Raw genomic sequence first — 26,531 nt, 5'->3', positions numbered from 1 at the left:
CAAAGCAACAACACCATAAATTCCCAACCACCCCTCGTCACAGGCCAATATTGAATGCCCCGCGACCTTGCCGATAAAAATATTATCGACCTTGTTTTTGGCACCCGGCCTAACATTATCAAGGCTGCGGGGTTGTATGCGGCCTGGCGGGAAACCACCCATGACTGGCCCTTTTCCCTGCGACTGATTGATACCGGCCAGCATTGGGACGACACGTTATCACACAATCAGCGCATTGCCCTTGGTCTGCCGGAACCTGCCTGTAATCTGGGCGTTGGCCCAATGCTTGAGAAACAGCGCCATAGCAGCAACACGCCACCCGTTGAGCGTGAGACTGTCATTGTCCGCACGCAAGACGCCTATGAACACATTTTGCAGACAGCCGCCCCTTCCGCAAGCATTGCTATCGGCGATGTGAATGGGTCCGTCGGCATTGCCCGTGCCGCAGTGAAGCACCTGATCCCCGTTTTTCACCTCGAAGCGGGCCTTCGGGGGGGCAGTGACGCCATTGCCGAGGAAGCCAACCGCCACGAGCTGGACCATATTTGTACCTATCTTTGGGCACCGGACGATACGGCATACGCAAATCTGCAAGCAGAAAACATTTCCACAGCCCACATCACCATAACCGGCAATATCATGATCGATGCCCTGCGGCGATTTTCGTCAACGAAACCACAGCAGACATCCTACATACTGCCGCGAGAACCGGTACTTGTTACCCTTCACCGTGTTGAAAATCTGGCAAACCCAACCAGATTCGATGAAATCCTGACCACGATTTCCCAAATTGCACAGGATCATCGCGTGGTCTGGCCGCTGCATCCACGCACCCGATCGCTCCTTGAACAATCGGTCTGGTCAAACGAAACACCAGGCAATATTTGCCTGGTACCCGCCCTCGCCTATCCAGATTTTATGACGCTGCTTAGACAGGCAAAGCTGATTATTACCGATTCAGGCGGTATCCTTGAAGAATGCGCCTATCTTGGCAAGCGCACCGTTATCCTGCGCCCGCGCACCGAACGACCGCATGCGATGGCACATTGTGGTTTTTGCCATAGCGAACCAGCCGATTTGATAAAACAGGCCAATCTGGCATTACAAAGCCACCCAACACCTTTTCGACCGCCAGGATGGGATGGCAATACAGGACTTAGGATGCTGCAAGATATAACATCCCGGTTGTTTTAGGCGCGTCGTAAACAGGCACAATAATTGCTTCGATTGCTTGAAATGCAACCCTATATGGCAATTTTTACCGGGGAACGATCATGACAGCTTTTCAATCGACTGCCGGTCTTAGCACTGGACTGACCCAAAAACTGACAGCGACCACAAGTGGCATCATCGCGTCAAGCAGCACCGGGTATACCGACAAAAGCGCGGATAACGGCCATTCTGCCGAGGTTAATAAAATCCGTGAAACCGGTTTTATGAACTATGTCAAAGACATCGAAGAACAAAAAATAAAAGAAATGCGCGAAAGGATCCTGCAATCGATGGGGCTGGACGAGGAAAAACTTGCTGCCATGCCCGCCGATCAGCGCGCCGCGATTGAAAAATCAATCTCCGAACGTATCCAGCGGCAGCTTGATGTTGCCAGCATGAACAATAGCTCGGACAAGGACGACGAAAAAAAAGACGGCAGCAAAAGCCTGGATCACAACATGGCGCAAATGTCATTTGATCCACAAATGTATGCAGCGTTAACAATGATCCAGGAACGCGACCAGCAGGTAACGGAAACCAAAGCCAATCTGCAAGGCCAAAGCCCCGATACCGACATTGACCCCAGCTTTGGTCTCGCGCGGCGTGCCGGCCTTTAACATACGGCTTTTCAGCATGCGCACACAAAACGGCCCGGAAACATATTTCCCGGGCCGTTTTTTTAACATATCATGCTGGTGGCTAGCTGCCTTTAAGCATCCAGGCCGCCCATGCAGACATATTTGGTTTCCAAATAGTCTTCCATACCATATTTGGAGCCTTCGCGCCCGATACCGGACTGCTTGTAACCGCCAAAGGGGGCAACTTCCGTCGAAATCACACCGGCATTCACGCCAACAAGGCCACTTTCAAGGCCCTCTGCCATTTTCCAGATACGTCCGATATCACGGGAATAGAAATAGGAGGCCAAGCCAAATTCGGTGTCATTGGCCATTTCCAGCACTTCATCATCGGTTTTAAACCGGATCAGCGGTGCCATCGGGCCAAAGGTTTCTTCGCCAAAGACCTGCATGTCGCGGGTAGCATCCACAATCACTGTCGGCTCAAAGAAGGTACCGCCCTTTTCATGGCGCTTGCCGCCAGTCAGTATTCGACCACCCTTTTCAACGGCATCCTTAACGTGGCTCTCAACCTTCTGAACCGCCTTTTCCGTAATCAGCGGGCCGATTTCAACACCGTCTTCGGTACCGGCCCCCACTTTCATCTTGCTAACCTTCGCGGCAAGTTTTTCGGCAAAGGCATCATATACGGCATCATGCACAAAAATGCGGTTTGCACACACACAGGTTTGCCCGGTATTGCGATATTTCGATGCCAAGGCCCCTTCAACAGCAGCATCTAGGTCGGCATCTTCACACACGATAAACGGTGCGTTGCCGCCCAGCTCCAGGCTCACCTTTTTAATGGTGTCGGCACACTGGCGCATCAACAGCCGACCGACTGCAGTTGACCCGGTAAAGGTCAGCTTGCGCACGATGTTGCTTTCGGTCATTTCCAGACCAATTTCCTTGGCATCGCCGGTGACGATTGACAGCAGACCCTTTGGCACACCGGCACGTTCGGCCAACACCGCCATTGCCAGTGCCGAATAAGGCGTTTCAGATGCCGGTTTGACCACCATCGAACAGCCCACCGCAAGTGCCGGGGCCGCCTTGCGCGTGATCATGGCCGTCGGAAAATTCCACGGCGTAATGGCGGCACAGACACCAACCGGTTCTTTCAACACCACAATGCGTTTATCCGCCGCGAAGGTCGGAATCACATCACCATAAACGCGCTTGGCTTCTTCGGCAAACCATTGCAGGAACGACGAACCATAGGCAATTTCACCGCGCGCTTCATTAATCGGCTTGCCCTGCTCGGCCGTCATCAATTGCGCCAGGTCTTCCTGATTTTCCATCATCAGGTCGTACCATTTCATCAAAACAGCGGCGCGTTCCTTGGCGGTGCGCTTTTTCCACTGCTTTTGCGCTGTTTGCGCTGCTTCAATTGCCTGCTTGACAACATCACGTCCCAAAACCGGGATCGTACCGATCTTTTCACCGGTGGCAGGGTTGGTGACATCTTCGGTTTTACCGTCCGGCGCATCTATCCATTCACCCGCAACATAGGCTTGTTGGCGAAACAGTGACGGATCTTTGAGCGAAACCATAGTTCCTCCTGATATTCTGAAAATCGGGGCACGAACCGGCCCTCTTGATAATCGACATGTGACCCGCTTTTCTGCGGCTTTGCAACTCAAATAGCAGGCCGAATTATCAAAACATATGCTGTTAAACGCAAAACGGCCGCCTGCAGTTCCTAAAGACGTTGGATTATGCGTCACGTAGCCTTGCACTACGCACCGAACCACTGGGCAATGTGAAAAAGCGCATACGAAATGTCTTGATATTCTTGCACCATCTGCTCCTGCACCAAAGCCTGCACCGCTAGGGTGTCACAGATGACATCATAAATTCCGAAGGGGCCAACAACAGGCAACAACACCAAAAACAGCAAATCTGCGAGCAACGCAGCGATGGCTTCCAAGCACGGCTGCACCTTCATATAACTTTTAAGCGGCACTGACGAAAAGAGTGAAAAGGTCGAATAGAAAGTCCAAGCCTCAGCCACAACACTTTGGCATCATCCGGCAATTGCTGGATGGGCGACACAAACATATCACCGCGAAAAGCTACCTCTGCATAAACGATAAAACGGTAAGAGCTCTCATAACAGCACCCAACCCTATCATCAGCACAATAGCCAAACAGCAAAACGGGGGATGAAAGACCATCCCCCGTTTTGTGAAACCTTCGGCGTGTTACACACCTGCTGGCATATTCTCCGCTTTGCGCTCAACTTTACGAGGAGCTGTAATTTCTTTCCATTTGGAAAGCGCCTTGTTCACAGCAGGGAAAGCATCACGGCGGATAAATTCGCCATCACCGCATTTGGCAAGAACCACACCTTCTTCGGCGGCAATGCGGCCCCGGCTGATAGTGTAACGCGGCAGGCCGGTCACTTCCATGCCCTCGAAAACATTATAATCAATCGAGGAAACCTGGTGTTTAGCCGAAATGGTTTTTGATGCTTTCGGGTCCCACACCACCAAATCGGCATCGGCACCCACCAAAATGGCCCCTTTGCGCGGATAGATATTCAAAATCTTGGCAATATTGGTCGATGTAACGGCGACAAATTCGTTGGGCGTCAAACGGCCAGTATTCACCCCATACGTCCACAAAAGCGGCATGCGGTCTTCAAGGCCGCCGGTGCCATTCGGGATTTTGGTGAAATCACCCATGCCCATGCGTTTTTGCTCAGATGTGAAAGCACAATGGTCGGTGGCCACCACCTGCAGGCTGCCCGATGCCAAGCCATTCCACAAACCATCCTGATGCAGCTTGCTGCGGAACGGCGGAGACATGACACGGCGCGCGGCATGGTCCCAATCAGGGTTGGCATATTCGCTGTCATCAAGCACCAGATGCTGAATCAGCGGTTCGCCAAAAACGCGCTTGCCGTTCTGGCGTGCCCGGCGAATGGCTTCATGGGCCGGTTCACACGATACATGGACAATATAAAGCGGCACATTGGCCATATCGGCAATCATGATGGCACGATTACACGCCTCGCCTTCCACATCGACCGGACGGGAATAGGCGTGCGCTTCCGGCCCGTTATTGCCAGCTTCCAGCAAACGCTGCTGCAGGGTGGCAACCACGTCGCCATTTTCGGCATGTACCAGTGGCATGGCACCAAGTTCGGAGCAGCGCGAGAAGGAGGCAAACATTTCATCGTCATCGACCATCAGGGCCCCTTTATAGGCCATGAAATGTTTGAAGGTGTTAATACCCTTTTCCTCGACCACGATTTTCATCTCGTTGAAAATCTGCTCGCTCCAGGAGGTAATCGCCATATGGAAGGAATAATCGCACACCGCCTTGGAGGACTTGTTGTCCCAGGCCTGCAAGGCCTCCAGCAAAGACTGGTCCGGAGATGGCAGGCAAAAATCCACCACCATCGTGGTGCCACCCGCAACGGCCGCCTTGGTGCCAAATTCAAAGTCATCTGCCGAATAGGTGCCCATAAACGGCATTTCCATATGGGTATGCGGGTCAATGCCGCCCGGCATGACATAGCAGCCATCGGCTTCAATCACCTTGTCACCCGAAAGGTCTTTGCCAATCGCGGCGATCTTGCCATCTTCGATCAGAATATCGGCTTCATAAGTCAGGTCTGCGGTAACAATTGTTCCGCCACGAATAACCATAGACATTAGGTGGCTCCTTGTATGTCGGTATCGGGATAACGGGTGCCACGAAAAACAGCACCCTGCCCTGAAATTTCAGGGGTCGGCCCGGCAACCATCGGGGCGATTGCCGGGCACAACATGTGCAATGCAGCCTACGGCTTACATTTTGTCAGTAACAGCGTGGGTCCAGGCCCCTTCCGGTTTTTTGGTAATAACCGGGTCGGACCCGCCCGACAGCAGGCTGTCAACGGTGCGGGTATAGGCAGCTTCGCTTAGAACACCATCCTTGCTCAGAAGTTTGGCAACTTCCTTCATCATGCGAACCTGGTGTTTTTCGGTCTGGGCCCCGGTGGCGTCATTATCCAAAATGATCTGGGCTGCTTCTTCCGGGTGTTCGGCTGCCCAATGCCAGCCCTTCATGCTGGCTGAAACAAAGCGGGCCATTTTATCAACAAAGGCCGGGTCTTTCAGTTTGTCTTCCATCACATAAAGACCATCTTCCAGGGTGGCGACACCCTGATCTTCATATTTGAAAACAACCAGATCATCGGCCGGAATACCGGCATCAATCACCTGCCAATATTCGTTATAAGTCATGGTCGAAATACAATCGGCCTGCTTTTGCAACAGCGGGTCCACATTAAAGCCCTGTTTAAGAACCGTAACGCCCTTTTCGCTGCCATCGGTCGGAATGCCCAGTTTCGACATCCAGCTTAAGAACGGATATTCGTTACCAAAGAACCAGACCCCCAGGGTCCGGCCCGGAAAATCCTTGGGCGATGTGATGCCGGTATCCTTAAGGCAGGTCAGCTCCATGCCCGACTTGGCAAAAGGCTGGGCGATATTGACCAGCGGCACGCCCTTTTCGCGCGATGCCAGGGCAGATGGCATCCAGTCCACCACCACATCGGCCCCGCCCCCGGCAATCACCTGCGGCGGTGCAATGTCCGGCCCGCCGGGATTAATGGTCACGTCCAGATCGGCGTCTTCGTAATATCCCTTGTCCTGGGCCACGTAATACCCGGCGAACTGCGCCTGGGTCACCCATTTCAGTTGCAAGGTCACTTCGTCTGCTGCCATCGCCGAAAGCGATGTCAGGCCAAATGCCATCCCCAGAGCCGTCGCTAACACTTTTTTCATTTTATCGAAGCCTCTCCACAGGTTGAAATTCAATCCTCCCGACGGGTCGTCTTTTTTAATGCCTTAATGGCGACGTACCCGGAACGACGGATGCCACGACGTTACCTTGCGTTCCGCAAGGGCCACGGCCCCGTAAAAGGCAGTCCCCGCCAGGGCTGCCAATGCAATTTCCGCCCAAACCATATCCACATTCATCCGGCCGACTTCGGTCGATATGCGAAAGCCCATGCCCACAATGGGCGTGCCAAAAAATTCGGCAACAATCGCACCAATCAGGGCCAGGGTGGAATTGATCTTGAGCGCATTGAAAATAAACGGCAAAGCTGCCGGCAAACGCAGGCGAAACAGCGTGGACCAATAGCCCGAGGCATAGGTCGCCATCAGGTCGCGTTCCAGCCGCCCTGCCGCATTCAGGCCCGATACCGTATTCACCAGCATCGGGAAAAACGTCATGATGACAATGACCGCCGCCTTTGACTGCCAGTCAAAGCCAAACCACATCACCATAATCGGCGCAACACCGATAATCGGCAGGGCGGAGACCATATTGCCCAATGGCAACAAACCGCGTTTAAGAAACGGCACACGGTCCACGGCAATCGCGACCAAAAGGCCACTGCCACAACCCAGCACATAACCAGCCAAAACCGCCTTAAGAAAGGTTTGACGGAAATCGTCCCACAAAATGCCGGTGGAATTGATGAACCGAACGCCAATCATGCTCGGTGCCGGCAGCAAAACCTGCGGCACACCAAAACCGGCGGTGATGACTTCCCACAAAAACAGCAACCAGATGCCAAAGGCCAGCGGCACAATCACATTTGCGGTTTGCTGTTTGCCCTGGTCAAGCGTGCGATAATTGGCGATCACGTCAATCCCGCGCCACACCAGCGCCCAAAGCGAGAAAATAAACATCCAGAATCCGTAGGACGCATAGCTCGCCAGCCCGTGGTCATAAAGGGTGGCAATGGCCTGCCAGGCCCCGTAAATCACCACCAACAAAATAATACTGCCGCGCAAAACGCTGGTCACACCAGACCAGGTAAAAAACACCCCAATGACAACACAGGCCACCATCGCACTGGCAAGGCCTGGAAGGCCCGAAACAAAGGCAACATTTTTGCCAGTTTCAGGGTCCACCCCCGACAGCGGAAAAACCAGCGACAGCAGGGCAAAAACCGCACCGACAAGGCAGAATTTATCCAGTTTTCCGCTCATGCCCGCACCCCCATGCGTTCCAGCACCCGTTTTTCAAACAGGCCGACGACAACCACCATCATCGCCGCCACAAAGGCCGCGGTTAACAGGGCGGCCCATATTTGCACCGTTTGCCCGTAATAGGACCCGGCCAGCAAACGTGCGCCCAGGCCGGATTGCGCCCCGGTTGGCAATTCGCCGACAATCGCGCCTACCAGGCTAATCGCAATCGCCACCTTCAGGCTGGCAAACAAAAACGGCATGGCAGAGGGCCAGCGCAGGGCCAAAAATGTTTGCCAGCTCGAAGCATTATAAGTGCGCATCAGATCAAGCTGAATATGATCGGGCGAGCGCAAACCCTTGACCATCCCGATTGTTACGGGGAAAAAGCACAAATAGGTTGAAATCATCGCCTTGGGCACCAGTCCCTTCAGGCCAATCGCCCCCAAAACCACAATAATCATCGGTGCAATCGCCAGAATGGGAATGGTTTGCGAGGAAATCACCCACGGCATCAGGCTTTTTTCCAGCGTCAGCACATGCACAATGCCAACCGCCAGCAAAATGCCCAGCAACGTGCCAATCCCGAAACCCAGCAGGGTCGAGGATAATGTCACCCAGGTATGATAGACCAGCGAGCGTTTCGAGGTGATTTTGGTGGCAAAAATGGTCTTATACATTTCCGCGGCCACCTGATGCGGGGCTGGCAAAACCGGGCGATCCTGATTAAGCGTCGCCTCGACAAGCTGGGAAACGGTCCAGTCCTGCTTGGCCCGGGCATAGCGGTCTAGCTGGCCCGGCATATTCATGAAAACCGCACCAATATACCAAATCACAAACAGGCCGATCAGCATCACGCAAACCGGGCCAGTCTGCCCCTTCATCATCCGCGTCCACAGGCCGGGGCCTGTGCGGGCGGCGGGCAAAGTTGCGGCATCAGTCGTCATAGCTGTGCCCTGCCCGCAACCCTTCGCGCACGCGATGGGCGACTTCTAAAAATTCCGGGGTTTCGCGAATATCAAGCGTGCGGTCCTTGGCGAAATCGGTTTCGATCACGTCAATAATCCGCCCCGGCCGCGGCGACATCACCACAATTTTCGACGATAAAAACACCGCCTCGGGAATGGAATGGGTGACAAAGGCGACCGTTTTGTTGGTCCGCGCCCATAGTTTCAATAGCTGTTCGTTCAAATGGTCGCGCACAATTTCGTCAAGCGCGCCAAACGGCTCGTCCATCAACAACAAATCGGCATCAAAACTCAGCGCGCGCGCAATCGAGGCCCGCTGCTGCATCCCGCCCGAAAGCTGCCAGGGGAATTTCTTTTCAAACCCGTTTAATTCCACCAGTTTCAGGGCTTCATGGGCGCGTTTTACCCGCTCTTCTTTGGAGATTTCCATAATCTCCAGCGGCAGGGTCACATTACGTTCGATCGAGCGCCACGGCAAAAGGGCTGGCGCCTGAAAAACATAGCCATAGGCACGGTCTTCCCGCGCCTGGTGCGGCGAGACGCCATTGATCAAAATATCCCCCGCCGTGGCCTGTTCCAGATCTGCAATCACGCGCAACAGCGTTGTTTTGCCACAGCCCGACGGACCAATGAAGGAAACGAAATCGCCGCGATTGATGGTTAAGTCCACATCGGATAGTGCATAAACCGGACCATCGGCGGTTTGAAATGTCAGCGACATTTTCTGAATATCGACAACCACATCTTTGGATGCGGGCATCGGCGCCACATTATTGACGACTGCCTGTAACGTCATGGGTGTTCCCCTGATCGAATGTCTCTCAAAAACCTCCCTCAGGGACATTGCCCTGAACCCTGCCAGCTTGTTTTTTGGCCGCCTTGGTTACGGGGTTAGCGTAATAGGGCGGTCTCTGTGCCGGTCGGGGCAGTCGGGCGAACGTGCGGGCGTTCGCCTTTGAAGATCAGTTGCCGTCGGTTAAACGGGTATAGGTGGATGGCCGACGGTCGCGGAAAAACTGCCAGTTATTGCGGGCTTCACGCACCAGCGCCATGTCCATGTCATGAACAATCAGTTCGTCCTGATCGCGCGAGGCTTCCTTTTCAATCACGCCACGCGGATTGACAAAGTAGCTTTGCCCGTAAAACTCGCCAATATCCCAGGGCTGTTCGCGGCCGACCCGGTTGATCGCACCAATATAGCAGCCATTGGCAACGGCCGAGGCCGGTTGTTCCAGCTTCCAGATATATTCCGAAACCCCGGCCACCGTGGCCGACGGGTTAACGATATATTCCGCGCCATTCAGCGCCAGGGCACGCCAGCCTTCGGGGAAGTGGCGGTCATAACAAATGTAAACGCCCAATTTGCAATATTGGGTTTCAAAGACCGGCCAGTTGGAGGCACCCGGTTTGAAAAAGAATTTTTCCCAAAAACCGGCCACCTGGGGAATATGGGTTTTACGATATTTACCCAAATAGGTGCCATCGGCATCAATCACGGCGGCGGTGTTGTAATAAACCCCTGTAATGTCTTCCTCATAAATCGGAACGACAATCACCATTTTATGTTTGGCCGCCAACTCACACATGAGTTGTGTGGTCGGCCCGTCGGGAATTTTCTCTGCCGCCGCGTACCATTTGGCATCCTGGCTCGGGCAGAAATAGGGCTGGGTAAACACTTCCTGAAAACACAGGACCTGTACGCCTTTTTTGCCAGCTTCCTCGATATAAGGCAGATGCGCCTCGATCATGGCCTGGCGAATTTCTTCGGGTGACTGATCCGTGCTGCCCTTCAAGGACATTTGAATCAGCCCGCCTCTCAGCATCGACATGCGAGATACCTCCTTGATAATGTATGCGTTCCTGCCGGTTTTTACCGATCTGGATGTGAACGCTTGTATTGGTTTCCGCCCCGAAACGCCGTTAAGGGCGAAAACCGGTATATTTCAGCACCGAACCGCACATGGACCCGGCACAAAATAAAGAGGCGCGGCCCGTATGGGGCCACGCCTGCCTGTTACCCGTTGGACGGGAAGTTGAATTCCGCACCGGCGCGAATGCCTGTCGGCCAGCGCATGGTAACGGTTTTCAGCTTGGTATAAAAATGCACTGCTTCGGGGCCGTAAATTCCGTGTGATCCGAAAATCGACCGTTTCCAGCCACCAAAGCTGTGATAGCCGACCGGCACCGGAATGGGCACATTCACACCCACCATGCCCACCTGGATACGATCGACAAAGTTGCGCGCCGCATCGCCATCGCGGGTGAAAATCGCGGTGCCATTGCCATATTCGTGCTTGTTGATCAGATCAACCGCTGTGTCATAGCTGTCCGCCCGCACAACCGACAGAACCGGGCCAAAAATTTCGTCAGTATAAATCGACATGTCCGGGGTGACGCGGTCAAAAAGGGAACCGCCAATGAAATAGCCGTTTTCATAGCCCTGCAGCTTAAATCCACGGCCATCAACAACCAGTTCCGCGCCTTCCTTGACACCGGCATCGATATAACCCAGCACCTTGTTCTTATGCGCCTCGGTAATCACCGGGCCCATTTCGGCATCCGTGTCGGTCGAAGGGCCGATTTTAAGCGCGGCCACCTTCGGTGCCAGCGCCTTGACCAAACGGTCCGCCGTTTCTTCGCCCACCGGGACGGCAACCGAGACTGCCATGCAGCGTTCGCCCGCCGCACCGTAACCAGCCCCCATCAGGGCATCGACGGCCTGGTCAATATCGGCATCAGGCATAATGATCATGTGGTTTTTGGCACCGCCCAGTGCCTGCACCCGTTTGCCATTGGCCGTACCGGTTTTGTAAACATATTCGGCAATCGGGGTGGAGCCAACAAAGCTGATCGCCTGCACATCCGGGTGATGCAGCAAGCCATCAACCGCAACCTTATCCCCATGCAAAACGTTGCAAACGCCCTTTGGCAAACCGGCTTCATGGAGCAGTTCCACCACCAGATTGGCCGCCGACGGATCACGTTCCGACGGTTTCAAAACAAAGGTATTGCCGCACGCAATTGCCATCGGGATCATCCATAACGGCACCATTGTCGGGAAGTTGAACGGGGTAATCCCGGCAACAACGCCCAGGGCATGGCGGTCAGCACAGGCATCGACCGAAGTTGCAACATTGCGGCTGAAATCACCTTTCAGCAAATGCGGAATGCCACAGGCAAATTCCACCACTTCCAGCGCACGGGCCACTTCGCCCAGCGCATCGGGGTGGGTTTTGCCATGTTCGGCCGAAATGGTACTGGCAATGTCATCGGCGCGTTTTTCCAGCAGGGCCTTATAGGCAAACATCACCTGGGCACGTTTGGCAGGCGATGTTGCCGACCAGCTTTCAAACGCGGCCTTGGCGGTGGCAACAACGGTGTTTACATCGGCTTCCGATGCCAGCACCACTTCGCCCGTCTGCTCCCCGGTTGCAGGATTGAAGATGGCGCCGGTCCGTGTGCTCTCGCCACGGGTATGTTCGCCGCCAAAAATATGTTCAATACGTTTCATAACTCTTCTTTCCGTGCAAATTCAGTCAAGATTCTTCAGAACGTCGCGCAAGGTGCCGAACAGTTCATCGATATGGGATTTTTCAATGATCAGGGGCGGCGACAGCGCAATGATATCGCCCGTCGTGCGGATCAGAATGCCCTTTTCAAACGCCTGCAAAAAGGCCGAAAATGCCCGCTTGGTCGGCATGCCTTCAATGCTTTCAAGCTCGATTGCGCCAATCAGGCCCAGATTGCGAATATCCTTCACATGCGGCAAATCGGACAGGCTATGCACCGCATCTTCCCAATATTTGCCCAATTCGGCCCCACGAGTCAGCAGGCCTTCTTCCTCGTAAATCTCAAGCGTTGCAAGGCCCGCCGCACAGGCCACCGGGTTGCCAGAATAGGTATAACCGTGGAAAAGCTCGATCATGTTTTCCGGGCCGGTCATGAAGGCATCATGAATGGCATCAGTTGCAAAAACCGCGCCCATCGGAATGGTGCCGTTGGTCAGGCCCTTGGCGGTTGTCACCATGTCGGGCTGTACACCAAAATAATCCACGGCAAACGGGGTGCCGATACGGCCAAAGCCAGTGATGACTTCATCAAAAATCAGCAAAATGCCGTGTTTGGTGCAAATTTCGCGCAAACGTTTCAAATAACCCTGCGGCGGGATCAGAACGCCAGTGGAGCCTGCCACCGGCTCGACAATCACGGCGGCGATGGTGGACGGGTCATGCAGGGCGCACAAACGTTCCAGATCATCGGCCAGCCAGGCGCCGTTTTCCGGCTCCCCACGAACAAATTTGTTTTCTTCGGGCAAATGCGTATGGCGGATATGATCAACCCCACCCAGCATGGTGCCAAATGTTTTGCGGTTGGTGGGAATACCGCCGACCGAAATACCACCAAAATTCACGCCGTGATAGCCGCGTTCCCGCCCGATCAGGCGGGTGCGCTGGCCCTCGCCCCGGGCACGATGATAGGCAATGGCAATTTTAAGGGCGGTTTCAACCGATTCCGAGCCGCTATTGGTATAGAACACATGGTTCAAATCACCGGGCATCAATTGTGCCAGGCGGGTTGCCAGTTCAAACGCCTTGGGATGCCCCATCTGAAAGGCCGGGGCATAATCCAGCTCTTCAAGCTGAGCGCGAACGGCTTCATTGATTTTGGCACGCTTATGCCCGGCATTACAGCACCAAAGCCCCGCCGTCCCGTCCAGGATCTGGCGATTGTCATCGGTGGTGTAATACATGCCTTCGGCCGAAACCAGCATGCGTGGTGCCTGCTTGAACTGGCGATTGGCCGTAAAGGGCATCCAGAACGCAGACAAATCATTGGGGCGGTTGTTTGAAGTGGCGGCAGTCATTTTATCAGGTCTCCCGAACCCGGTTTGGCTCTTCTGGTGGTTTCGCACCAGATCACGTCGTCGATCTTGGCTTATCCGGCATAAAGGCAAACAGAAACACCCATCTGCCAACCAGATACAGAATCACGTCGCACATCGCATGGTCTGCGATACAGACACGAAAAACTACAGCACAATGACTGCAGCTGTCAGTACCGATTTCGCACAACAAACCCGTATGAGCATGACATCGAAGCGATCCCTGTATTGATTATTCTTTACCGGTTGACTATCGCACCTTGCCTGCCCGACGCACTTGCGCCTTCAAGACCCGATGGTAAAGTACCCGGCAAATTTCAGCTTGATTTTTAGCTGTTAACACAGAGACTATTTTAACCTGACCAAACGGTCAAGATAAATACATACAAAGAACGGGACAAGGGACAGGGGTTATGACCACCGCACTCGCCAAACCGGCCAACGGCGCACACAAGGCCGCCATTCGCCAGGAAAATGAAGTCCAGATTCTTGCCGCGGCCGAGCGCGTTTTCGCCGATTTCGGCTTCAAGGGAGCCACAACCGCCCGCATTGCCGAGGTCGCCAATGTCCCCAAGGCCAATGTCCATTATTACTTCGCCACCAAAGAGGCACTTTATCGCCGCGTGATCGAAAATGTCTGTTCGCAATGGCTGGAAGCCGCGATGACATTTGAAAACACCACCGACCCCGCCACCATCCTGCGCGGCTATATCGAGGCAAAAATGGACCTCTCGCGCAGCACCCCCTATGGCTCGCGCGTCTGGGCGCACGAAATCGTCCGTGGGGCCAAATTCTCGTCCGATTATATCTCGACCACGGTCAAGGACTGGCTTGATGGCCGGGTCCGCATCATCCGCCGCTGGATCGCGGAAGGCAAAATGGACAATGTTGAACCCTACAGCCTGATGTACATGATCTTCGCCACCACCCAACACTATGCCGACTTTTCCAGCCAGATCGAAATTTTCAATGACAACCAGCCGTTGAGTGATGCACAATTTGCGGAAGCCAAGGAGAATGTGGTGCGGATTATTTTGAGGGGGGTTGGTCTACGAAAAGAATGATTTCATAGATGAATTGAAAAATATTGAGAAAAATCTAGTATCGATATAATTTTGGAAAATCGTCAGTTACATAAGTTAGAAAAATGGCAAAACGCAACAGATCAACTCAAATTTCCGCATCTTTTCACTACCTTGTAAAACAACGAAAATCAGAACCTGACGCAGAAGACACAGGATTCACAAAACAAGAATTCAATAAGATTGTTAACCACATTAAAAAAATAGATCCTGTTGATCTTAACGATTTGGCCGAAATTGAAAAAGTAAAAAGAGGAGAAAATGTGCCATTCATAAGCCATGAAGAAATAAAAGAAAACACCCACTTTGGTTGTTTCGAAGGAGCTTACTATGGGCAAGAATACAGAAACTCCAAAGTAGGCAGAATAGACCCTGAAAGCTTAAACCTTCGCAAGTTTTGCTACTTAGTTGATTACCGTCGAGATGGAAAAATTTTAATTGGAACCCAATATACTGGAAATTATGGCGATTATGACGGAATAAAGCGTTGCTTTCAACATCTACTGCGGAATAACGAATACAAGATAACGTCTCGTACTTTTACAAGTATACGTCACGAGATAGGTGATGGTGAACCAGTTGAATTAAAAGTTAATATTCGTCGCCCGAACGCGAGAGCAGGAGGCCCTACTATCTTTTCTTCTAGTGCCATGATTTCTATTAAGAGAGCTGACTATGGGGATGACTTTGGAGATGATGTCAAACAAACTCTTGCACAAATAAAAGGAGACAAAGCAGCGCGCAAAGGTGCACTAGCTAAATTGATGAACAATGGCGAAATATTAGAAATAGATGATGATGATATACAAGGTTGTTCGCTTCTGATGAGCCACAATGGAAGCAAACACACTGTATATTTGTTAGGTGACAGTAAATTCGCTACAAAATTCCCGCTAAAAGCTACTGTAGATGCGAATGGACTGCCCTATCAGAATCAGGTGCGCGTTGAAATGTTGCGAGTCTTGAACGAGATCGTTACCCCGGGCCTAAGGCAATGAGTACGAGTATCCTTAGAGTAATTAAAGATCACTATGCAACCTATGTTAATGCCCAAAGCGGATTAGCAGAAGGTCACAAGACGAGACTTTTCGCTCAGACATCAATTGCCTTAATTCTTTCATTAACTCTCACCAATTTCTCAGAAGGGGCTATTTCTGCGATAATAACTTCACTGTCAATCCTAGCTGGATTTTCATTCTCTGCAATGTTTCCCGTTGCTGCGGATATAAAAAGCGGACTACCAGATCCAGTTTACTCCGAGGATAGAGACGACATTTCGCGATTAGGAACACTATCCTCTTACTTTAGAGCTAATGTTTCTTTTTTCATCCCTCTAACAATTTTTTGCATCATTATATTCTCCATCCAACTACTTGACCCAATCCATAATGAATTCACAAGATTCATAATATCGCAAACACCACTCTCCACAGAGAGCATAAAAAATATTACTTACTATTCAAAAATAATATGCTCAAAAGCGTTAATATTTATTTCCATATTCACATTTATTGAAACCCTATATACCTTTTATCGCATGTGCTTCACAGTACTATTCATCCTTCGAATCAAAGATGAATATAGAGAAACGCACAACCAAAGAAATAGGTATAAATAGAAAAATTAAGAACATCTCTTTTGAAGGATCAATCGTCACGCTCGCTCGCCCACTTCACATGAATTATTTATTTTTATATATAATTTATTCTACGTGAGATAATTGATAAAAATTAATACCTCGCATCAAAGAAAACATTCGACATCCATAATTCAAAAAATATTTCAAAAATATTTGAACTCTACACCTGACATAATAGCTGTTAGATCAAAACCAAATCCACGCCCGCCCCTCCCTTTGCATAGTTGTTCTGCCCGAAATCGTGCCAATCTGATATAAAGATCTTCAGATTGCGCGGGTAAGGACTGCATGGGAACCAAGGGTAAATTCATATTGGCAGTGATGCCGGTAGCACTGCTGAGCTTTGCGTTACCGGCACCGGCGCAAACCACCAATACAGTGCCTTTGGGGCATACGGCGACCACCCGCCCAGCCGCGAAAGCCACACAGGTCGCGCCCCCTTACTTTTCCCCCGACAGCATTGCCAAGGTCCGCCCGGTTCCCACTCCGCCTGTTATAACCGCTACACGACGGGGACCAAATGCAGAAAAATGCACAAAGCTACGTGCCAGCGGTGCGGGTGGGTGGGAGCCGGTCACATATCTGGATGACCGAAAAGTCGCGCGGGGTGTTGGCGTTGATATTTTGCAGGAATTTGCTGGCAAAAACCAGCTTGAGGCGGAGATTGATCTGAGCATTCCCTGGAATCGCGGCATATTGATGCTGGCAAATGGCGAGATTGACGTCATGGCCGGGGCCTATTTTACCCTGGAACGCGACGCAAAATTTCTCTATTCCCGGCCTTTTGCCTCTGACGACGTTATGGTGTTTCAAAATGCCAGTCACACCTTTGACGTCAATGAAGTGCGTGATTTGATCCATCGTCGCGGGGCACGGCCCCAGGGTGGCAGTTATGGTGATTTCCTCGATCACTATGCGACGGATTATCTCGATATTATTTTCTCGCCCACCGGCAACCGCATTCTTGATTTATTGATCAATCAGCGCGTCGATTACGTGATGCTGGGGCGATATGACGGGTTGGCAAATATCGCCAATGACAGAATAGCCGACCAAATACATATGGTAGAAACCCCACTGGTCAAAAATCCGGTCATGTTCATGTTTTCACGCAAGTCACCCTGCCTGGAACTCGTGCCGCAGCTTAATCATTTTATCGCCGAGCTGGAAAAAACGGGTCGTTTGATGGAAATGACCGAAATCCACCTGCCAACCGTGCCGTAAAACTGACCGCATTGGACGACATAAAAAAGCGGGCCACCCAAAAGGCGGCCCGGAGGTAACACTTTCACCAGATAAATCGGCTTTGTCCTTAAATGCTGCGTCAGGCGGCGGTTTCCGCCGGTTTTTCATCCGCCTTGGCCAAAACCGCATCCAGCAGCACCTGCCCGCCCGCATCTGACCAGTGTTTATGCACTTCCTCGATCTCGTTATGGGAAATGCCATCCACACAGGGGATGAAGATCATCGCGGTGGGTGTGACCTTGGCAAGATAGCAGGCATCATGCCCGGCACCGGAAACGATTTCGCGGGCCTTATACCCGCCGCGTTCCGCGCCCTTGCGCACCGCGTCCACACAGGCCGGGTCAAATGGCACCGGTGCGTAATAGAAGATCTGCTCAAATTCGCAGTCAAGGCCAATGCCGGATTTAATCTCCTCCACCCCTTTGCGAAGGGCGGCATCCATATCGGCCAGAACGGCATCATCGGGGTGGCGGAAATCGACGGTCAGGAACACACGACCGGGGATGACATTGCGCGAATTCGGGTGGATTTGCATCATGCCGACCGTGGCACAGGCCAGCGGCCCGCGATCGAGGCCAATTTTATTGACCAGTTCAATAATGCGTGCCGCCCCCAACAGCGCATCCTTGCGCGAGGTCATCGGGGTCGGTCCGGCATGGGCCTCCACCCCGGTCAGGGTAATTTCATACCACCGTTGACCTTGCGCATCGGTGACAATGCCAATATCCATGCCTTCATCTTCCAGGATCGGCCCCTGCTCGATATGGGCTTCAAAATAGGCCCCCATCGGATGGGCATCAATCGTGGCATCGTCATCGCCCATATAGCCGATGCGCTGAAGTTCCTCGCCCATGGTTTTGCCATCAACATCGGCGCGGGAATGGCCGTATTCCAGGTCAAACACTTTGGCAAACACGCCCGATGCCACCATTGCCGGGGCAAAGCGCGATCCTTCCTCGTTGGTCCAGCACACAACCTCTACCGGGGCTTCGGTTTCGTATTTGGCATCATTCAGGGTGCGGATCACCTCAAGCCCGCTTAGCACCCCATAAACGCCATCATATTTGCCGCCGGTCGGCTGGCTATCAAGGTGGCTACCGGCAACAATTGGCGGCAGGTCGGGGTTTTTGCCTTCGCGACGGGCAAAGATATTGCCCATCTTGTCAATGCGGATCGAGCAGCCTTCATCCTTGCACCATTTGATGAACAAATCACGGCTTTCCCGGTCCAGATCGGTCAGGGCCAGGCGGCAGACCCCATCCTTGGCGGTTTTGCCGATTTTCGCCATTTCCATCAGGCTGTCCCAAAGGCGGTCGCCATTGATGTTCAGGTTACGGGCGGTTGACGCAGCAGTCATCAATCAAAGTCCTTTCATATGTGGGGCATATAAATGCACATAAATGCACAATTTGCGGGGCTGCTGCGCCTATTCGGCGGCGTCACGCATCGGGTTAAGCGGATGTTGCGGCCAGGTCATATAGGGCTTGTCGGTTTTGACCGGTTCCATCGTGATACAGTCGGGCACCGGGCAAATGTGGTAACACAGGTTACAACCCACACATTCCTCGTCAATCACAACAAATTCCTTGCCGCCTTCGGGCTTGGCATTCATGGCAATCGCCTGGTGCGATGTATCTTCGCAGGCAATATGGCAACGGCCACATTCGATACATTTATCCGGGTCAATCACGGCCTTGGTATCGAAATTCATGTTCAGTTCGTTCCAGTTCGCCACCTGCGGCACCGCCTTGCGGGTAAACTGGTCAACACTGCTATAGCCCTGATCATCCATCCATTGCGACATGCCATCGATCAAATCATCGACAACGCGGAAACCATAAATCATCGCGGCCGTACAAACCTGCACCGCATTGGCGCCTAACGCCATAAATTCGGCGGCGTCTTTCCAGGTGGTAATGCCGCCAATGCCGGAAATTTCCAGCGCCCGGGTTTCCGGGGTGCGGGCAATTTCGGCCACCATATTCAGCGCAATCGGCTTCACCGCCGACCCACAATAACCCCCGTGGGTTCCTTTGCCATCCACCATCGGTTCAGGCACCATCTGATCAAGATCGACGGAAATGATGGAGTTAACAGTGTTAATAAGCGAAACGGCATCCGCCCCGCCCTTAAGCGCGGCCTCGGCCGACCACAGGATATTGGTAATATTGGGCGTCAATTTGGTGAAAACGGGAATATCGACGGCTTCCTTAACCCAGCGCGTGACCTGCTCCACCATTTCCGGCACCTGACCAATGGCGGAACCCATGCCGCGTTCGCACATGCCATGCGGGCAGCCAAGGTTAAGTTCAATGCCATGCACCCCGCTTTCGGCAATCTGCTGGGCCAGGTCTTTCCAGGCGCGTTCTTCAATCGGGGCCATCATCGACCCGATGATCACATGATCGGGCCATTCTGCCCGGCATTCGCGAATTTCCTGAAGGTTGAGCGCCAATGGGCGGTCGGAAATCAGTTCGATATTGTTAATGCCCAAAAGGCGACGGTTTTGGTCGTGATGCGCCCCATAACGTGACGATACATTGACCACGGGCGGGTCAATCCCCAGCGTTTTCCAGACAACGCCGCCCCAACCGGCCTGAAAGGCGCGCACGACATTGTATTTCTTGTCCGTCGGCGGTGCGGATGCCAGCCAGAACGGGTTAAGGCTATCGATACCAGCAATCTTGCAGCTTAAATCAGCCATGTTCTCTCTCCTCGGCGGGCAATGCTCAGGCGGTTTTCAAAAAGGCATCAATGGCGATGGCGGCACATTTGCCATCTTCAACCGACTGAACGGTCAAATCCTCGCCGCTTTTGATACAGTCGCCCCCGGCAAAAATACCCGGTGCCGTTGTTTGATAGGTGTCATCCACCACAATCTTGCCGCCGGAAATTTCCATGCCTGCAAGGTCATCGGTTTTGATCTTCTGACCAATCGCCTTTAAAACCTGATCGGTTTTGACCTCAAAGGTCTCGCCGGTTCCCACCAGCTTGCCGCTGGCATCCAGGGCGGTTTTTTCAAACACCATGCCCATCAGGCGGCCATTGGCCTTGATCTCAACCGGTTTGGCCCAATACCGCACGATCACGCCATTGATCTTCGCCAGTTCCTGTTCAAATTCAGTGGCGGACATATGTTCGGGACCGCGACGGTAAACCAGGGTTACTTCATCGGCCCCCAGGCGCTTGGCCTGCACGGCGGCATCAATCGCGGTATTGCCCCCGCCAATCACCACAACCGAATTACCGACCGGCAGGGTGGATTTGTCACTGGCCTGACGCAGGTTTTCAATAAAATCAATCGCATCATCAACGCCGCTGGCGGCCTCTCCGGCCAGGCCCAGATTATTGGTGGCGCCAAGGCCAACGCCAACAAACACCGCATCAAAGGATGATTTAACATCCGCAAGCGCAATGTCACGGCCCAGCGCCTTGCCATATTCAATGGTGATGCCGCCGATACCCAGCAGGAATTCAACCTCGCGCTGGGCGAAATCGTTGGTCATTTTATAGGCCGCAAGGCCATATTCATTCAGGCCGCCCGGTTTCGGCTTGGCTTCAAATACCGTCACATCATGGCCCAGCATGGCTGCCCGGTGTGCGCAGCTTAACCCGGCGGGACCGGCACCAATCACGGCAATTTTTTTGCCAGTGGCCTCTGCCCGTTTAAACGGATGCGGCAGGTTTCGCGCCATTAAATGGTCAACGGCGTAGCGTTGCAAACTGCCAATTTCGACGGCTTCGTCTTCGGCAACGTTGCGCACACAGGCCTGTTCACACAGAACCTCGGTCGGGCAGGCCCGGGCACAGGTGCCGCCCATGATATTGGCCGACAAAATGGTTTTTGCCGCCCCATCCGGGTTGCCGGTGCTGATTTTACGAATGAAACTGGGAATATCAATCGATGTCGGGCACGCCGTGACACAGGGTGCATCATAACAATACAGGCACCTGTTGCTTTCGGCCATGGCCTGCAAGGTGGAAAAAGGCGGGTGCAGATCGGAAAAATTATCGGCAATGGCAACAGCCGACATCTGGCCGGTTTGCAAAGCGGGCTTTGCCTGCTGGGTCGTCATTTCATGTCTCCCTGCGCTAAAGGCGTCCTCTCCTGCGCCAGCGAGAGACATGCGACAGAAATACAGCAAACAGATACATCACGAGCGTTGATGGCATGCACGATGCTGCCAACCCTGATATATCCGGTATTTTGTAATCCTGGCGTTTTTCAACAGACCCGCCGCATTTTTGCGATCAGGGCCGTCGATCCCTTATTTTTATCCCGCCGTGTTTTTGTCTTTTAACATTGCTTACACGGTCAGGAGCCTCTCTCTGACTTTGACAGCATGATCAATCCTGATCATTTGGTCAAGATTAATTTTACCCGCAAAATTGCACTTTTCCTGTCTCGAAAAAAACACTGTTATTTCAAAGATGTTTCCGCAAAACCCGCCAGATGGACGGGTTAAATCATAAATTGATTTCGTTTTTTTCGGAACAACCTGCAAACCGGCACGTTGAATTTCTAATCTGCCGATGCCAACGTCCGCAGCAAACGACCTACCGCGAACCGGCGCCACATCGGTACGATTACAGCGCAAGGCACATCCCGCGGGTAGGGGAGGCAAAGATGACCACGATTGAGGCACAATCGGGCAGTTCGCAGGGCGATGGCACACAAGCAGGCCCTATTGCCGTTCGCCGCAATTTTCAGGTGGCGAACATCGTTGACATCGGGCTTTTCCAACACGCCGCCGGACGCTTTAAAAACCATCCCTTATGGAGCAAAAGCCATGTCCGATCATCCCATCCTTGTCGGGTTTGATGGCACTGATGCGGCACATCGTGCCGTTGAATTTGCCGGTTCCCGCGCCGAAGCTGCAGGATGCCCCATTCATATTGCCTATATTCTTGAATGGTCGCCCTACAGCTTTCTTTCCGCCCAGGAACTTGAAGAACGCCACCAACGCCGCACCGAAGAACTTGGCCGCGCCGAAGCCACACTTAACCCCGCCCTTGAAATCCTGCGTAAACGCAACATCGCCGTAACTTACGAAGTCCGCTACGGGCATTCGGGCGAATTGATGTGCAAAATCGCCAAGGAAAAACAGGCCTGCCAAATTGTGATTGGCCGTAAGGGGGGATCGGGTCTTGGTGCCCGTCTGCTCGGCAGTCTGGCCCTGACCCTTGTTCAGGCGGCCCCCCTGCCTGTTACCGTTGTTCCCTAAGCCCTGCCCTTTTCGACATCACACAACCTCAGACGGCGCAAAGCCGCAAATACGGGAAATAAAAAAGACAAGATCAGGAGCATCTCATGTTTTCAACAAAATGGATTCCCGCCTCGGTGGCGGGTGTGGCCATTTTATCCTGTGCGCATGTGGCACAGGCCCAGCAGGGCGGTATGGACCAGGCGATTAACGAAACAGTCGCCCCAATTTCCAATGTGATTGCCGGTGCCATTTTTTACAGCGTGTCAGTAGGCGATGTTGACTTTCCGCTGATTGTTGGCTGGCTGGTTCTCGCCGCAACCATTTTCACCCTTTATTTTGGATTTGTTCAATTTCGCAAATTTGGTCATGCAATCTTGCTGGTCAAGGGGGATTATTCCGACCCCAACGATGCGGGCGAAGTATCCCATTTCCAGGCCCTGGCAACCGCGCTTTCCGGCACCGTCGGGCTGGGCAACATTGCCGGGGTCGCCGTTGCCATCTCCATTGGCGGCCCCGGCGCCACCTTCTGGATGATTTTGGCCGGGCTTTTGGGCATGGCGTCAAAATTCACCGAATGTACGCTGGGCGTTAAATTTCGCAATGAATATGCCGATGGCCGCATTTCCGGCGGGCCGATGTATTATCTGTCTAAGGGACTAAAAGAACAGGGAAAACCCGGCCTTGGCCGCGTGCTTGCCATTCTGTTTTCCATTTGCTGCATTGGCGGTGCCATTGGCGGCGGCAATATGTTTCAGGCCAACCAGGCCTTTCAGCAAATTGTCAATGTCACCGGCGGCGAACAAAGTTTTCTTAGCGGAAATGGGTGGTTGTTCGGCCTGGTCATGGCCGCCATTGTCGGGATGGTCATTATTGGCGGCATCAAGTCGATTGCCAAAGTGACGGAAAAAATCGTGCCCTTCATGGCGGTTATTTACGTTATTTCCGGCCTTATCATTATTGGCATGAATCTGGACCATGCCGGGGATGCCATCTATCGCATTTTCAACGGGGCCTTTACCGGTGCCGGTGTGGCCGGCGGCATGATCGGCGCGCTGATTCAGGGTTTCAAGCGGGCGGCTTTCTCTAACGAAGCCGGTATTGGCTCTGCCGCGATTGCGCACTCGGCCGTGCGGACCAAGGAACCGATTACCGAAGGTTATGTTGCCCTTCTCGAACCGTTTATTGATACGGTTGTTATTTGCACCATGACCGCCATTGTCATCACCATTTCCGGCGAGCTGCAAACCGACCTGACCGGTGTTGAGCTGACATCCGCGGCCTATGCCACCGCCTTTACCTGGTTCCCCATCGTTCTGGCGCTGGCGGTTGTGCTGTTTGCCTTTTCCACCATGCTGTCCTGGTCCTATTACGGGCTTAAGGCATGGACTTATCTGTTTGGTGAAGGCAAAGGCAAAGAAACGGTGTTCAAGGGCTTTTTCTGCCTGTGCGTCATTATCGGGGCTAGCATGAATCTTGGCCCGGTCATCGACTTTTCCGATGCCATGATCTTCGCAATGGCCCTGCCCAACGTGGTTGGCCTGTATTTCCTGATGCCGGTTGTCAAACGCGAAGCCGCCCAATACTGGCAAAAAATCGAACGTGGCGAGATCAAAAAGGTCAAATAAACCTGCTTTACCAACACCGTCAAATCAGAACCGGCACCTTCTGAAGGTGCCGGTTCTGTCGTTCCAAACGCCTCAGGATACCACCGGCGGGCTTTGCACATAAGCCAGCAACAGGCGGGCAACGGCAACAAAACTGTCCATATGGGCCCGTTCATGCCCGTGCGAGGCATCAAGGCCAAAACAGATCAGCGCAGCGCGGGTGTCGTACCCCGCCTCAAGGGCGGAGGCCACATCGCTGCGGTAAAATTTGAACACATCGCGCGAATGTTCAATATCGCTGGTCTTGCATAAATCAATCAGATGGCGGTTCAGCTTCCGGTCAAACGGGCCGGACATATCCATCATGGCGATGGTGACACCATATTCGCTGGTATTTTGTCCCGGTGCATGAGTGCCATTATCCACCGCCACCAGTTCCCCTACATCACCATCAAGCACATGCGCCCCGCCCAGGCCGACTTCCTCGGCAATAGTGAAAATCACCCGGCAATTGACCGGCAGGGAAATGCCGTTTTCCATCACGGCCCTGATCATCGCCAAAACCGATGCCACACCGGCCTTGTCATCGAGATGGCGCGACACGACAAAGCCGCTATCGGTAAATTCGGTATTGGTATCAATGGCAATCAAATCGCCAATATTAACCCCGATCGCCATCACATCCTTACCATTGGCAACCCGTTCATCCAGGCGAACTTCCACCTGGCTCCAGGCCACCGGCTGGCTGTCAATTTCGGTATTATAGGTATGGCCCGATGCCTTGTTGGGCACAATCGTGCCGCGCCATTTTTTGCCATCATCACCATAAACCGTCACCCGCGCCCCTTCGGCAAAGCGCGATGACCAGTGCCCGACCGACATAATCGCCAGGCGGCCATTATCCTTGATTTCCTTCACAATCGCGCCCAGCGTATCCAGATGCACCGCAACTGCCCTGTCCGGCGTTTTGCGCTTGCCTGGCAGCAGGGCACGAATAGCCCCGCGCCGCGTCAGCTCAAATTCAACACCCAGCCTTTCCAGTTCATCGCAAACAAAGGCGACAATCTCGTCGGTCATTCCCGTCGGGCTGTGAATTGCCAGCATTCGGGCCAGAATATCGGCCAGATAATCGCGATCAATGTGCGGGGCAGACATGGATACTCCTGTCAGTCTTAAGCCGGGTACAATCCCGGTTCCGTCAATGTTTGGTGATAATCGAGGATAGCGCCTGCAATTCCGGGCTCAGGGGCTGGTCAGGCGGCACATCATTGCTGCCCACCCGCAAAAACCGGCGTTCCACCACCGCTTCCTGTTCTTCCATCAAACGCTGGGCGGCACACATATGCTGGTAAATCATCGCCCGCGCCGTTTCGCCGTCGCCATTTTGCAGGGCTGTAATCAAACGCAATTGATAATTGCGGCCCACCTCGCGCAGTTCGGCATTGGGTTCATCATAAATCTTTTTGCACACTGTCAAATTCATCAACAGGTCAATCATGAACCGGCAAACAAAGGCCAAAAGCGGATTGGGGCAGATCTCGACCAGAACCAGATGAAATTCCAGTTCCTTGATGCGCTGACGATGCGCTTCCTCGATACTGGCGGGCTGGCGGGCATACCAGGTCATCTTTTCTTCCAGCCGGGCAAAATCATCCTCGGTCATATGACCAATGCAGGCGGCCGCCATTTCGGGTTCCAGCAGGATGCGCAATTCGTAAATATCGCGGATCGACAAATCCTTGAAAAAGAAATAATTGCCCAGCAATTCCACCGCACGCTGTTCGGGAACGCGGTCAATAAATGCCCCGCCGCCAGGCCCGGTGCGGGTGGCAATCAGGCCTTGCGTTTCCAGCGATTTAAGGGCTTCGCGCACCGTTCCCTTCGATGCCCCCAACAGCGAAATCAGCTCTGCCTCCTGCGGCAGGCGCGATCCGGGGCGCAAGCGTTTTTGGGCGATATAATCCTTGATCGCCTCGCTGATTGCTTCGGGGCGTTTGCGGTCCCGTTTGCGTGTTTTATCCAGCGCATCCTGCCGGGATTTGGGAAATGTCGGTCGATCGGTCATTCACGCTCCATATGCCGCCAGTGCGACCTGTATGC

22 protein-coding genes are annotated in these 26,531 nt (G+C 53.1%); 7 read left to right on the top strand and 15 right to left on the bottom strand.

The features are described 5' to 3' along the window. Positions 1-54 precede the first annotated feature (54 nt). Positions 55-1,194 carry a UDP-N-acetyl glucosamine 2-epimerase gene (locus LF95_RS22040; RefSeq protein WP_073957359.1) on the top strand — a complete coding sequence of 380 codons (1,140 nt, stop codon included), beginning with the start codon at positions 55-57 and terminating at the stop codon, positions 1,192-1,194. 80 nt (positions 1,195-1,274) lie between these two features. Then, entirely contained in the window at positions 1,275-1,829 is a 555-nt protein-coding gene (locus LF95_RS22035; RefSeq protein ID WP_073957358.1) for a hypothetical protein, read from the top strand. Between the two features lie 92 nt (positions 1,830-1,921). Here the strand turns inward: LF95_RS22035 and LF95_RS22030 are convergent, their stop codons facing one another. From LF95_RS22030 to LF95_RS21985, 10 genes are all read right to left on the bottom strand, one after another. Continuing rightward, positions 1,922-3,382 carry an NAD-dependent succinate-semialdehyde dehydrogenase gene (locus LF95_RS22030; RefSeq protein ID WP_073957357.1) on the bottom strand — a complete coding sequence of 487 codons (1,461 nt, stop codon included), beginning with the start codon at positions 3,380-3,382 and terminating at the stop codon, positions 1,922-1,924. A 185-nt stretch (positions 3,383-3,567) separates the two neighbouring features. Next, positions 3,568-3,759 carry a hypothetical protein gene (locus LF95_RS22025; protein WP_143182146.1) on the bottom strand — a complete coding sequence of 64 codons (192 nt, stop codon included), beginning with the start codon at positions 3,757-3,759 and terminating at the stop codon, positions 3,568-3,570. A gap of 274 nt (positions 3,760-4,033) precedes the next feature. Continuing rightward, positions 4,034-5,491, bottom strand: a complete 1,458-nt coding sequence (gene hydA / locus LF95_RS22020; RefSeq protein WP_073957355.1) for a dihydropyrimidinase — start codon at positions 5,489-5,491, stop codon at positions 4,034-4,036. A 135-nt stretch (positions 5,492-5,626) separates the two neighbouring features. After that, positions 5,627-6,607 (bottom strand): ABC transporter substrate-binding protein, encoded by a 981-nt coding sequence (locus LF95_RS22015; protein ID WP_073957354.1) that lies wholly within the window; start codon positions 6,605-6,607, stop codon positions 5,627-5,629. A gap of 63 nt (positions 6,608-6,670) precedes the next feature. Beyond that, positions 6,671-7,825 (bottom strand): ABC transporter permease, encoded by a 1,155-nt coding sequence (locus LF95_RS22010; protein ID WP_073957353.1) that lies wholly within the window; start codon positions 7,823-7,825, stop codon positions 6,671-6,673. Then, positions 7,822-8,751, bottom strand: a complete 930-nt coding sequence (locus tag LF95_RS22005) for an ABC transporter permease (RefSeq protein WP_073957352.1) — start codon at positions 8,749-8,751, stop codon at positions 7,822-7,824. The genes LF95_RS22010 and LF95_RS22005 overlap by 4 nt, the downstream gene beginning before the upstream one ends. Next, entirely contained in the window at positions 8,741-9,532 is a 792-nt protein-coding gene (locus LF95_RS22000; protein ID WP_073957381.1) for an ABC transporter ATP-binding protein, read from the bottom strand. Before LF95_RS22000 ends, LF95_RS22005 begins: the two co-directional genes overlap by 11 nt. A 202-nt stretch (positions 9,533-9,734) precedes the next feature. After that, positions 9,735-10,601 carry a nitrilase-related carbon-nitrogen hydrolase gene (locus LF95_RS21995; protein WP_073957351.1) on the bottom strand — a complete coding sequence of 289 codons (867 nt, stop codon included), beginning with the start codon at positions 10,599-10,601 and terminating at the stop codon, positions 9,735-9,737. 185 nt (positions 10,602-10,786) lie between these two features. After that, positions 10,787-12,283, bottom strand: a complete 1,497-nt coding sequence (locus LF95_RS21990; protein WP_073957350.1) for a CoA-acylating methylmalonate-semialdehyde dehydrogenase — start codon at positions 12,281-12,283, stop codon at positions 10,787-10,789. Positions 12,284-12,304: 21 nt separating this feature from the next. After that, complete coding sequence (locus LF95_RS21985; RefSeq protein ID WP_073957349.1) at positions 12,305-13,636, bottom strand: omega-aminotransferase AptA; 1,332 nt, start codon at positions 13,634-13,636, stop codon at positions 12,305-12,307. A 431-nt stretch (positions 13,637-14,067) separates the two neighbouring features. Here LF95_RS21985 and LF95_RS21980 point away from each other — a divergent pair, with 431 nt between their 5' ends. From LF95_RS21980 to LF95_RS21970, 3 genes are all read left to right on the top strand, one after another. Beyond that, on the top strand, positions 14,068-14,718 hold the full coding sequence (locus LF95_RS21980; protein ID WP_073957348.1) for a TetR/AcrR family transcriptional regulator: 651 nt from the start codon (positions 14,068-14,070) through the stop codon (positions 14,716-14,718). Between the two features lie 83 nt (positions 14,719-14,801). Beyond that, positions 14,802-15,734: a hypothetical protein gene (locus LF95_RS21975; protein WP_073957347.1), complete on the top strand. Its 933-nt coding sequence runs from the start codon at positions 14,802-14,804 to the stop codon at positions 15,732-15,734. A gap of 929 nt (positions 15,735-16,663) precedes the next feature. Continuing rightward, positions 16,664-17,599 carry a substrate-binding periplasmic protein gene (locus LF95_RS21970; protein WP_143182145.1) on the top strand — a complete coding sequence of 312 codons (936 nt, stop codon included), beginning with the start codon at positions 16,664-16,666 and terminating at the stop codon, positions 17,597-17,599. Between the two features lie 100 nt (positions 17,600-17,699). Here the strand turns inward: LF95_RS21970 and LF95_RS21965 are convergent, their stop codons facing one another. From LF95_RS21965 to LF95_RS21955, 3 genes are all read right to left on the bottom strand, one after another. Then, a complete protein-coding gene (locus LF95_RS21965) occupies positions 17,700-18,977 on the bottom strand; it encodes a Zn-dependent hydrolase (RefSeq protein WP_073957346.1) in 1,278 nt (425 codons plus the stop codon). 69 nt (positions 18,978-19,046) lie between these two features. Further along, positions 19,047-20,324 (bottom strand): NAD-dependent dihydropyrimidine dehydrogenase subunit PreA, encoded by a 1,278-nt coding sequence (preA, locus tag LF95_RS21960; protein WP_073957345.1) that lies wholly within the window; start codon positions 20,322-20,324, stop codon positions 19,047-19,049. A 25-nt stretch (positions 20,325-20,349) separates the two neighbouring features. Continuing rightward, a complete protein-coding gene (locus LF95_RS21955; protein WP_073957344.1) occupies positions 20,350-21,696 on the bottom strand; it encodes an NAD(P)-dependent oxidoreductase in 1,347 nt (448 codons plus the stop codon). A gap of 714 nt (positions 21,697-22,410) precedes the next feature. Between LF95_RS21955 and LF95_RS21950 the strand changes: the two genes are divergently transcribed. Then, positions 22,411-22,845 carry a universal stress protein gene (locus tag LF95_RS21950; RefSeq protein ID WP_073957379.1) on the top strand — a complete coding sequence of 145 codons (435 nt, stop codon included), beginning with the start codon at positions 22,411-22,413 and terminating at the stop codon, positions 22,843-22,845. Positions 22,846-22,931: 86 nt separating this feature from the next. Next, on the top strand, positions 22,932-24,452 hold the full coding sequence (locus LF95_RS21945) for an alanine/glycine:cation symporter family protein (protein WP_073957343.1): 1,521 nt from the start codon (positions 22,932-22,934) through the stop codon (positions 24,450-24,452). Positions 24,453-24,524: 72 nt separating this feature from the next. On the opposite strand, the gene LF95_RS21940 is transcribed toward LF95_RS21945, so the two are convergent. Beyond that, the gene (locus tag LF95_RS21940) at positions 24,525-25,586 is read right to left on the bottom strand and encodes an osmoprotectant NAGGN system M42 family peptidase (RefSeq protein WP_073957342.1); all 1,062 of its coding nucleotides are present in this window, start codon (positions 25,584-25,586) and stop codon (positions 24,525-24,527) included. 43 nt (positions 25,587-25,629) lie between these two features. Continuing rightward, on the bottom strand, positions 25,630-26,496 hold the full coding sequence (locus LF95_RS21935; protein WP_073957341.1) for a FadR/GntR family transcriptional regulator: 867 nt from the start codon (positions 26,494-26,496) through the stop codon (positions 25,630-25,632). Between the last annotated feature and the right edge of the window lie 35 nt (positions 26,497-26,531).

Origin of the sequence: Thalassospira sp. TSL5-1 (assembly GCF_001907695.1) — a bacterium.
In the GTDB taxonomy this organism is placed as follows: Bacteria; Pseudomonadota; Alphaproteobacteria; order Rhodospirillales; family Thalassospiraceae; genus Thalassospira.
The sequence above is the reverse complement of the archived record's forward strand: the minus strand, read 5'-3'. Positions and strand labels throughout refer to the sequence as shown.

What these genes read in the sequence shown, in the direction of transcription:
- LF95_RS21950 (WP_073957379.1), top strand. Translation starts at nt 22,411, where the DNA reads ATGTCCGATCATCCCATCCTTGTCGGGTTTGATGGCACTGATGCGGCA.
- LF95_RS21970 (WP_143182145.1), top strand. Translation starts at nt 16,664, where the DNA reads ATGGGAACCAAGGGTAAATTCATATTGGCAGTGATGCCGGTAGCACTG.
- LF95_RS21975 (WP_073957347.1), top strand. Translation starts at nt 14,802, where the DNA reads ATGGCAAAACGCAACAGATCAACTCAAATTTCCGCATCTTTTCACTAC.
- LF95_RS21955 (WP_073957344.1), bottom strand. Translation starts at nt 21,696, where the DNA reads ATGACGACCCAGCAGGCAAAGCCCGCTTTGCAAACCGGCCAGATGTCG.
- LF95_RS21965 (WP_073957346.1), bottom strand. Translation starts at nt 18,977, where the DNA reads ATGACTGCTGCGTCAACCGCCCGTAACCTGAACATCAATGGCGACCGC.
- LF95_RS21985 (WP_073957349.1), bottom strand. Translation starts at nt 13,636, where the DNA reads ATGACTGCCGCCACTTCAAACAACCGCCCCAATGATTTGTCTGCGTTC.
- LF95_RS21935 (WP_073957341.1), bottom strand. Translation starts at nt 26,496, where the DNA reads ATGACCGATCGACCGACATTTCCCAAATCCCGGCAGGATGCGCTGGAT.
- LF95_RS22035 (WP_073957358.1), top strand. Translation starts at nt 1,275, where the DNA reads ATGACAGCTTTTCAATCGACTGCCGGTCTTAGCACTGGACTGACCCAA.
- LF95_RS21995 (WP_073957351.1), bottom strand. Translation starts at nt 10,601, where the DNA reads ATGTCGATGCTGAGAGGCGGGCTGATTCAAATGTCCTTGAAGGGCAGC.
- LF95_RS21940 (WP_073957342.1), bottom strand. Translation starts at nt 25,586, where the DNA reads ATGTCTGCCCCGCACATTGATCGCGATTATCTGGCCGATATTCTGGCC.
- LF95_RS22005 (WP_073957352.1), bottom strand. Translation starts at nt 8,751, where the DNA reads ATGACGACTGATGCCGCAACTTTGCCCGCCGCCCGCACAGGCCCCGGC.
- LF95_RS22030 (WP_073957357.1), bottom strand. Translation starts at nt 3,382, where the DNA reads ATGGTTTCGCTCAAAGATCCGTCACTGTTTCGCCAACAAGCCTATGTT.
- hydA (WP_073957355.1), bottom strand. Translation starts at nt 5,491, where the DNA reads ATGTCTATGGTTATTCGTGGCGGAACAATTGTTACCGCAGACCTGACT.
- LF95_RS21945 (WP_073957343.1), top strand. Translation starts at nt 22,932, where the DNA reads ATGTTTTCAACAAAATGGATTCCCGCCTCGGTGGCGGGTGTGGCCATT.
- LF95_RS21980 (WP_073957348.1), top strand. Translation starts at nt 14,068, where the DNA reads ATGACCACCGCACTCGCCAAACCGGCCAACGGCGCACACAAGGCCGCC.
- preA (WP_073957345.1), bottom strand. Translation starts at nt 20,324, where the DNA reads ATGGCTGATTTAAGCTGCAAGATTGCTGGTATCGATAGCCTTAACCCG.
- LF95_RS21990 (WP_073957350.1), bottom strand. Translation starts at nt 12,283, where the DNA reads ATGAAACGTATTGAACATATTTTTGGCGGCGAACATACCCGTGGCGAG.
- LF95_RS22040 (WP_073957359.1), top strand. Translation starts at nt 55, where the DNA reads ATGCCCCGCGACCTTGCCGATAAAAATATTATCGACCTTGTTTTTGGC.
- LF95_RS22010 (WP_073957353.1), bottom strand. Translation starts at nt 7,825, where the DNA reads ATGAGCGGAAAACTGGATAAATTCTGCCTTGTCGGTGCGGTTTTTGCC.
- LF95_RS22000 (WP_073957381.1), bottom strand. Translation starts at nt 9,532, where the DNA reads ATGCCCGCATCCAAAGATGTGGTTGTCGATATTCAGAAAATGTCGCTG.
- LF95_RS22015 (WP_073957354.1), bottom strand. Translation starts at nt 6,607, where the DNA reads ATGAAAAAAGTGTTAGCGACGGCTCTGGGGATGGCATTTGGCCTGACA.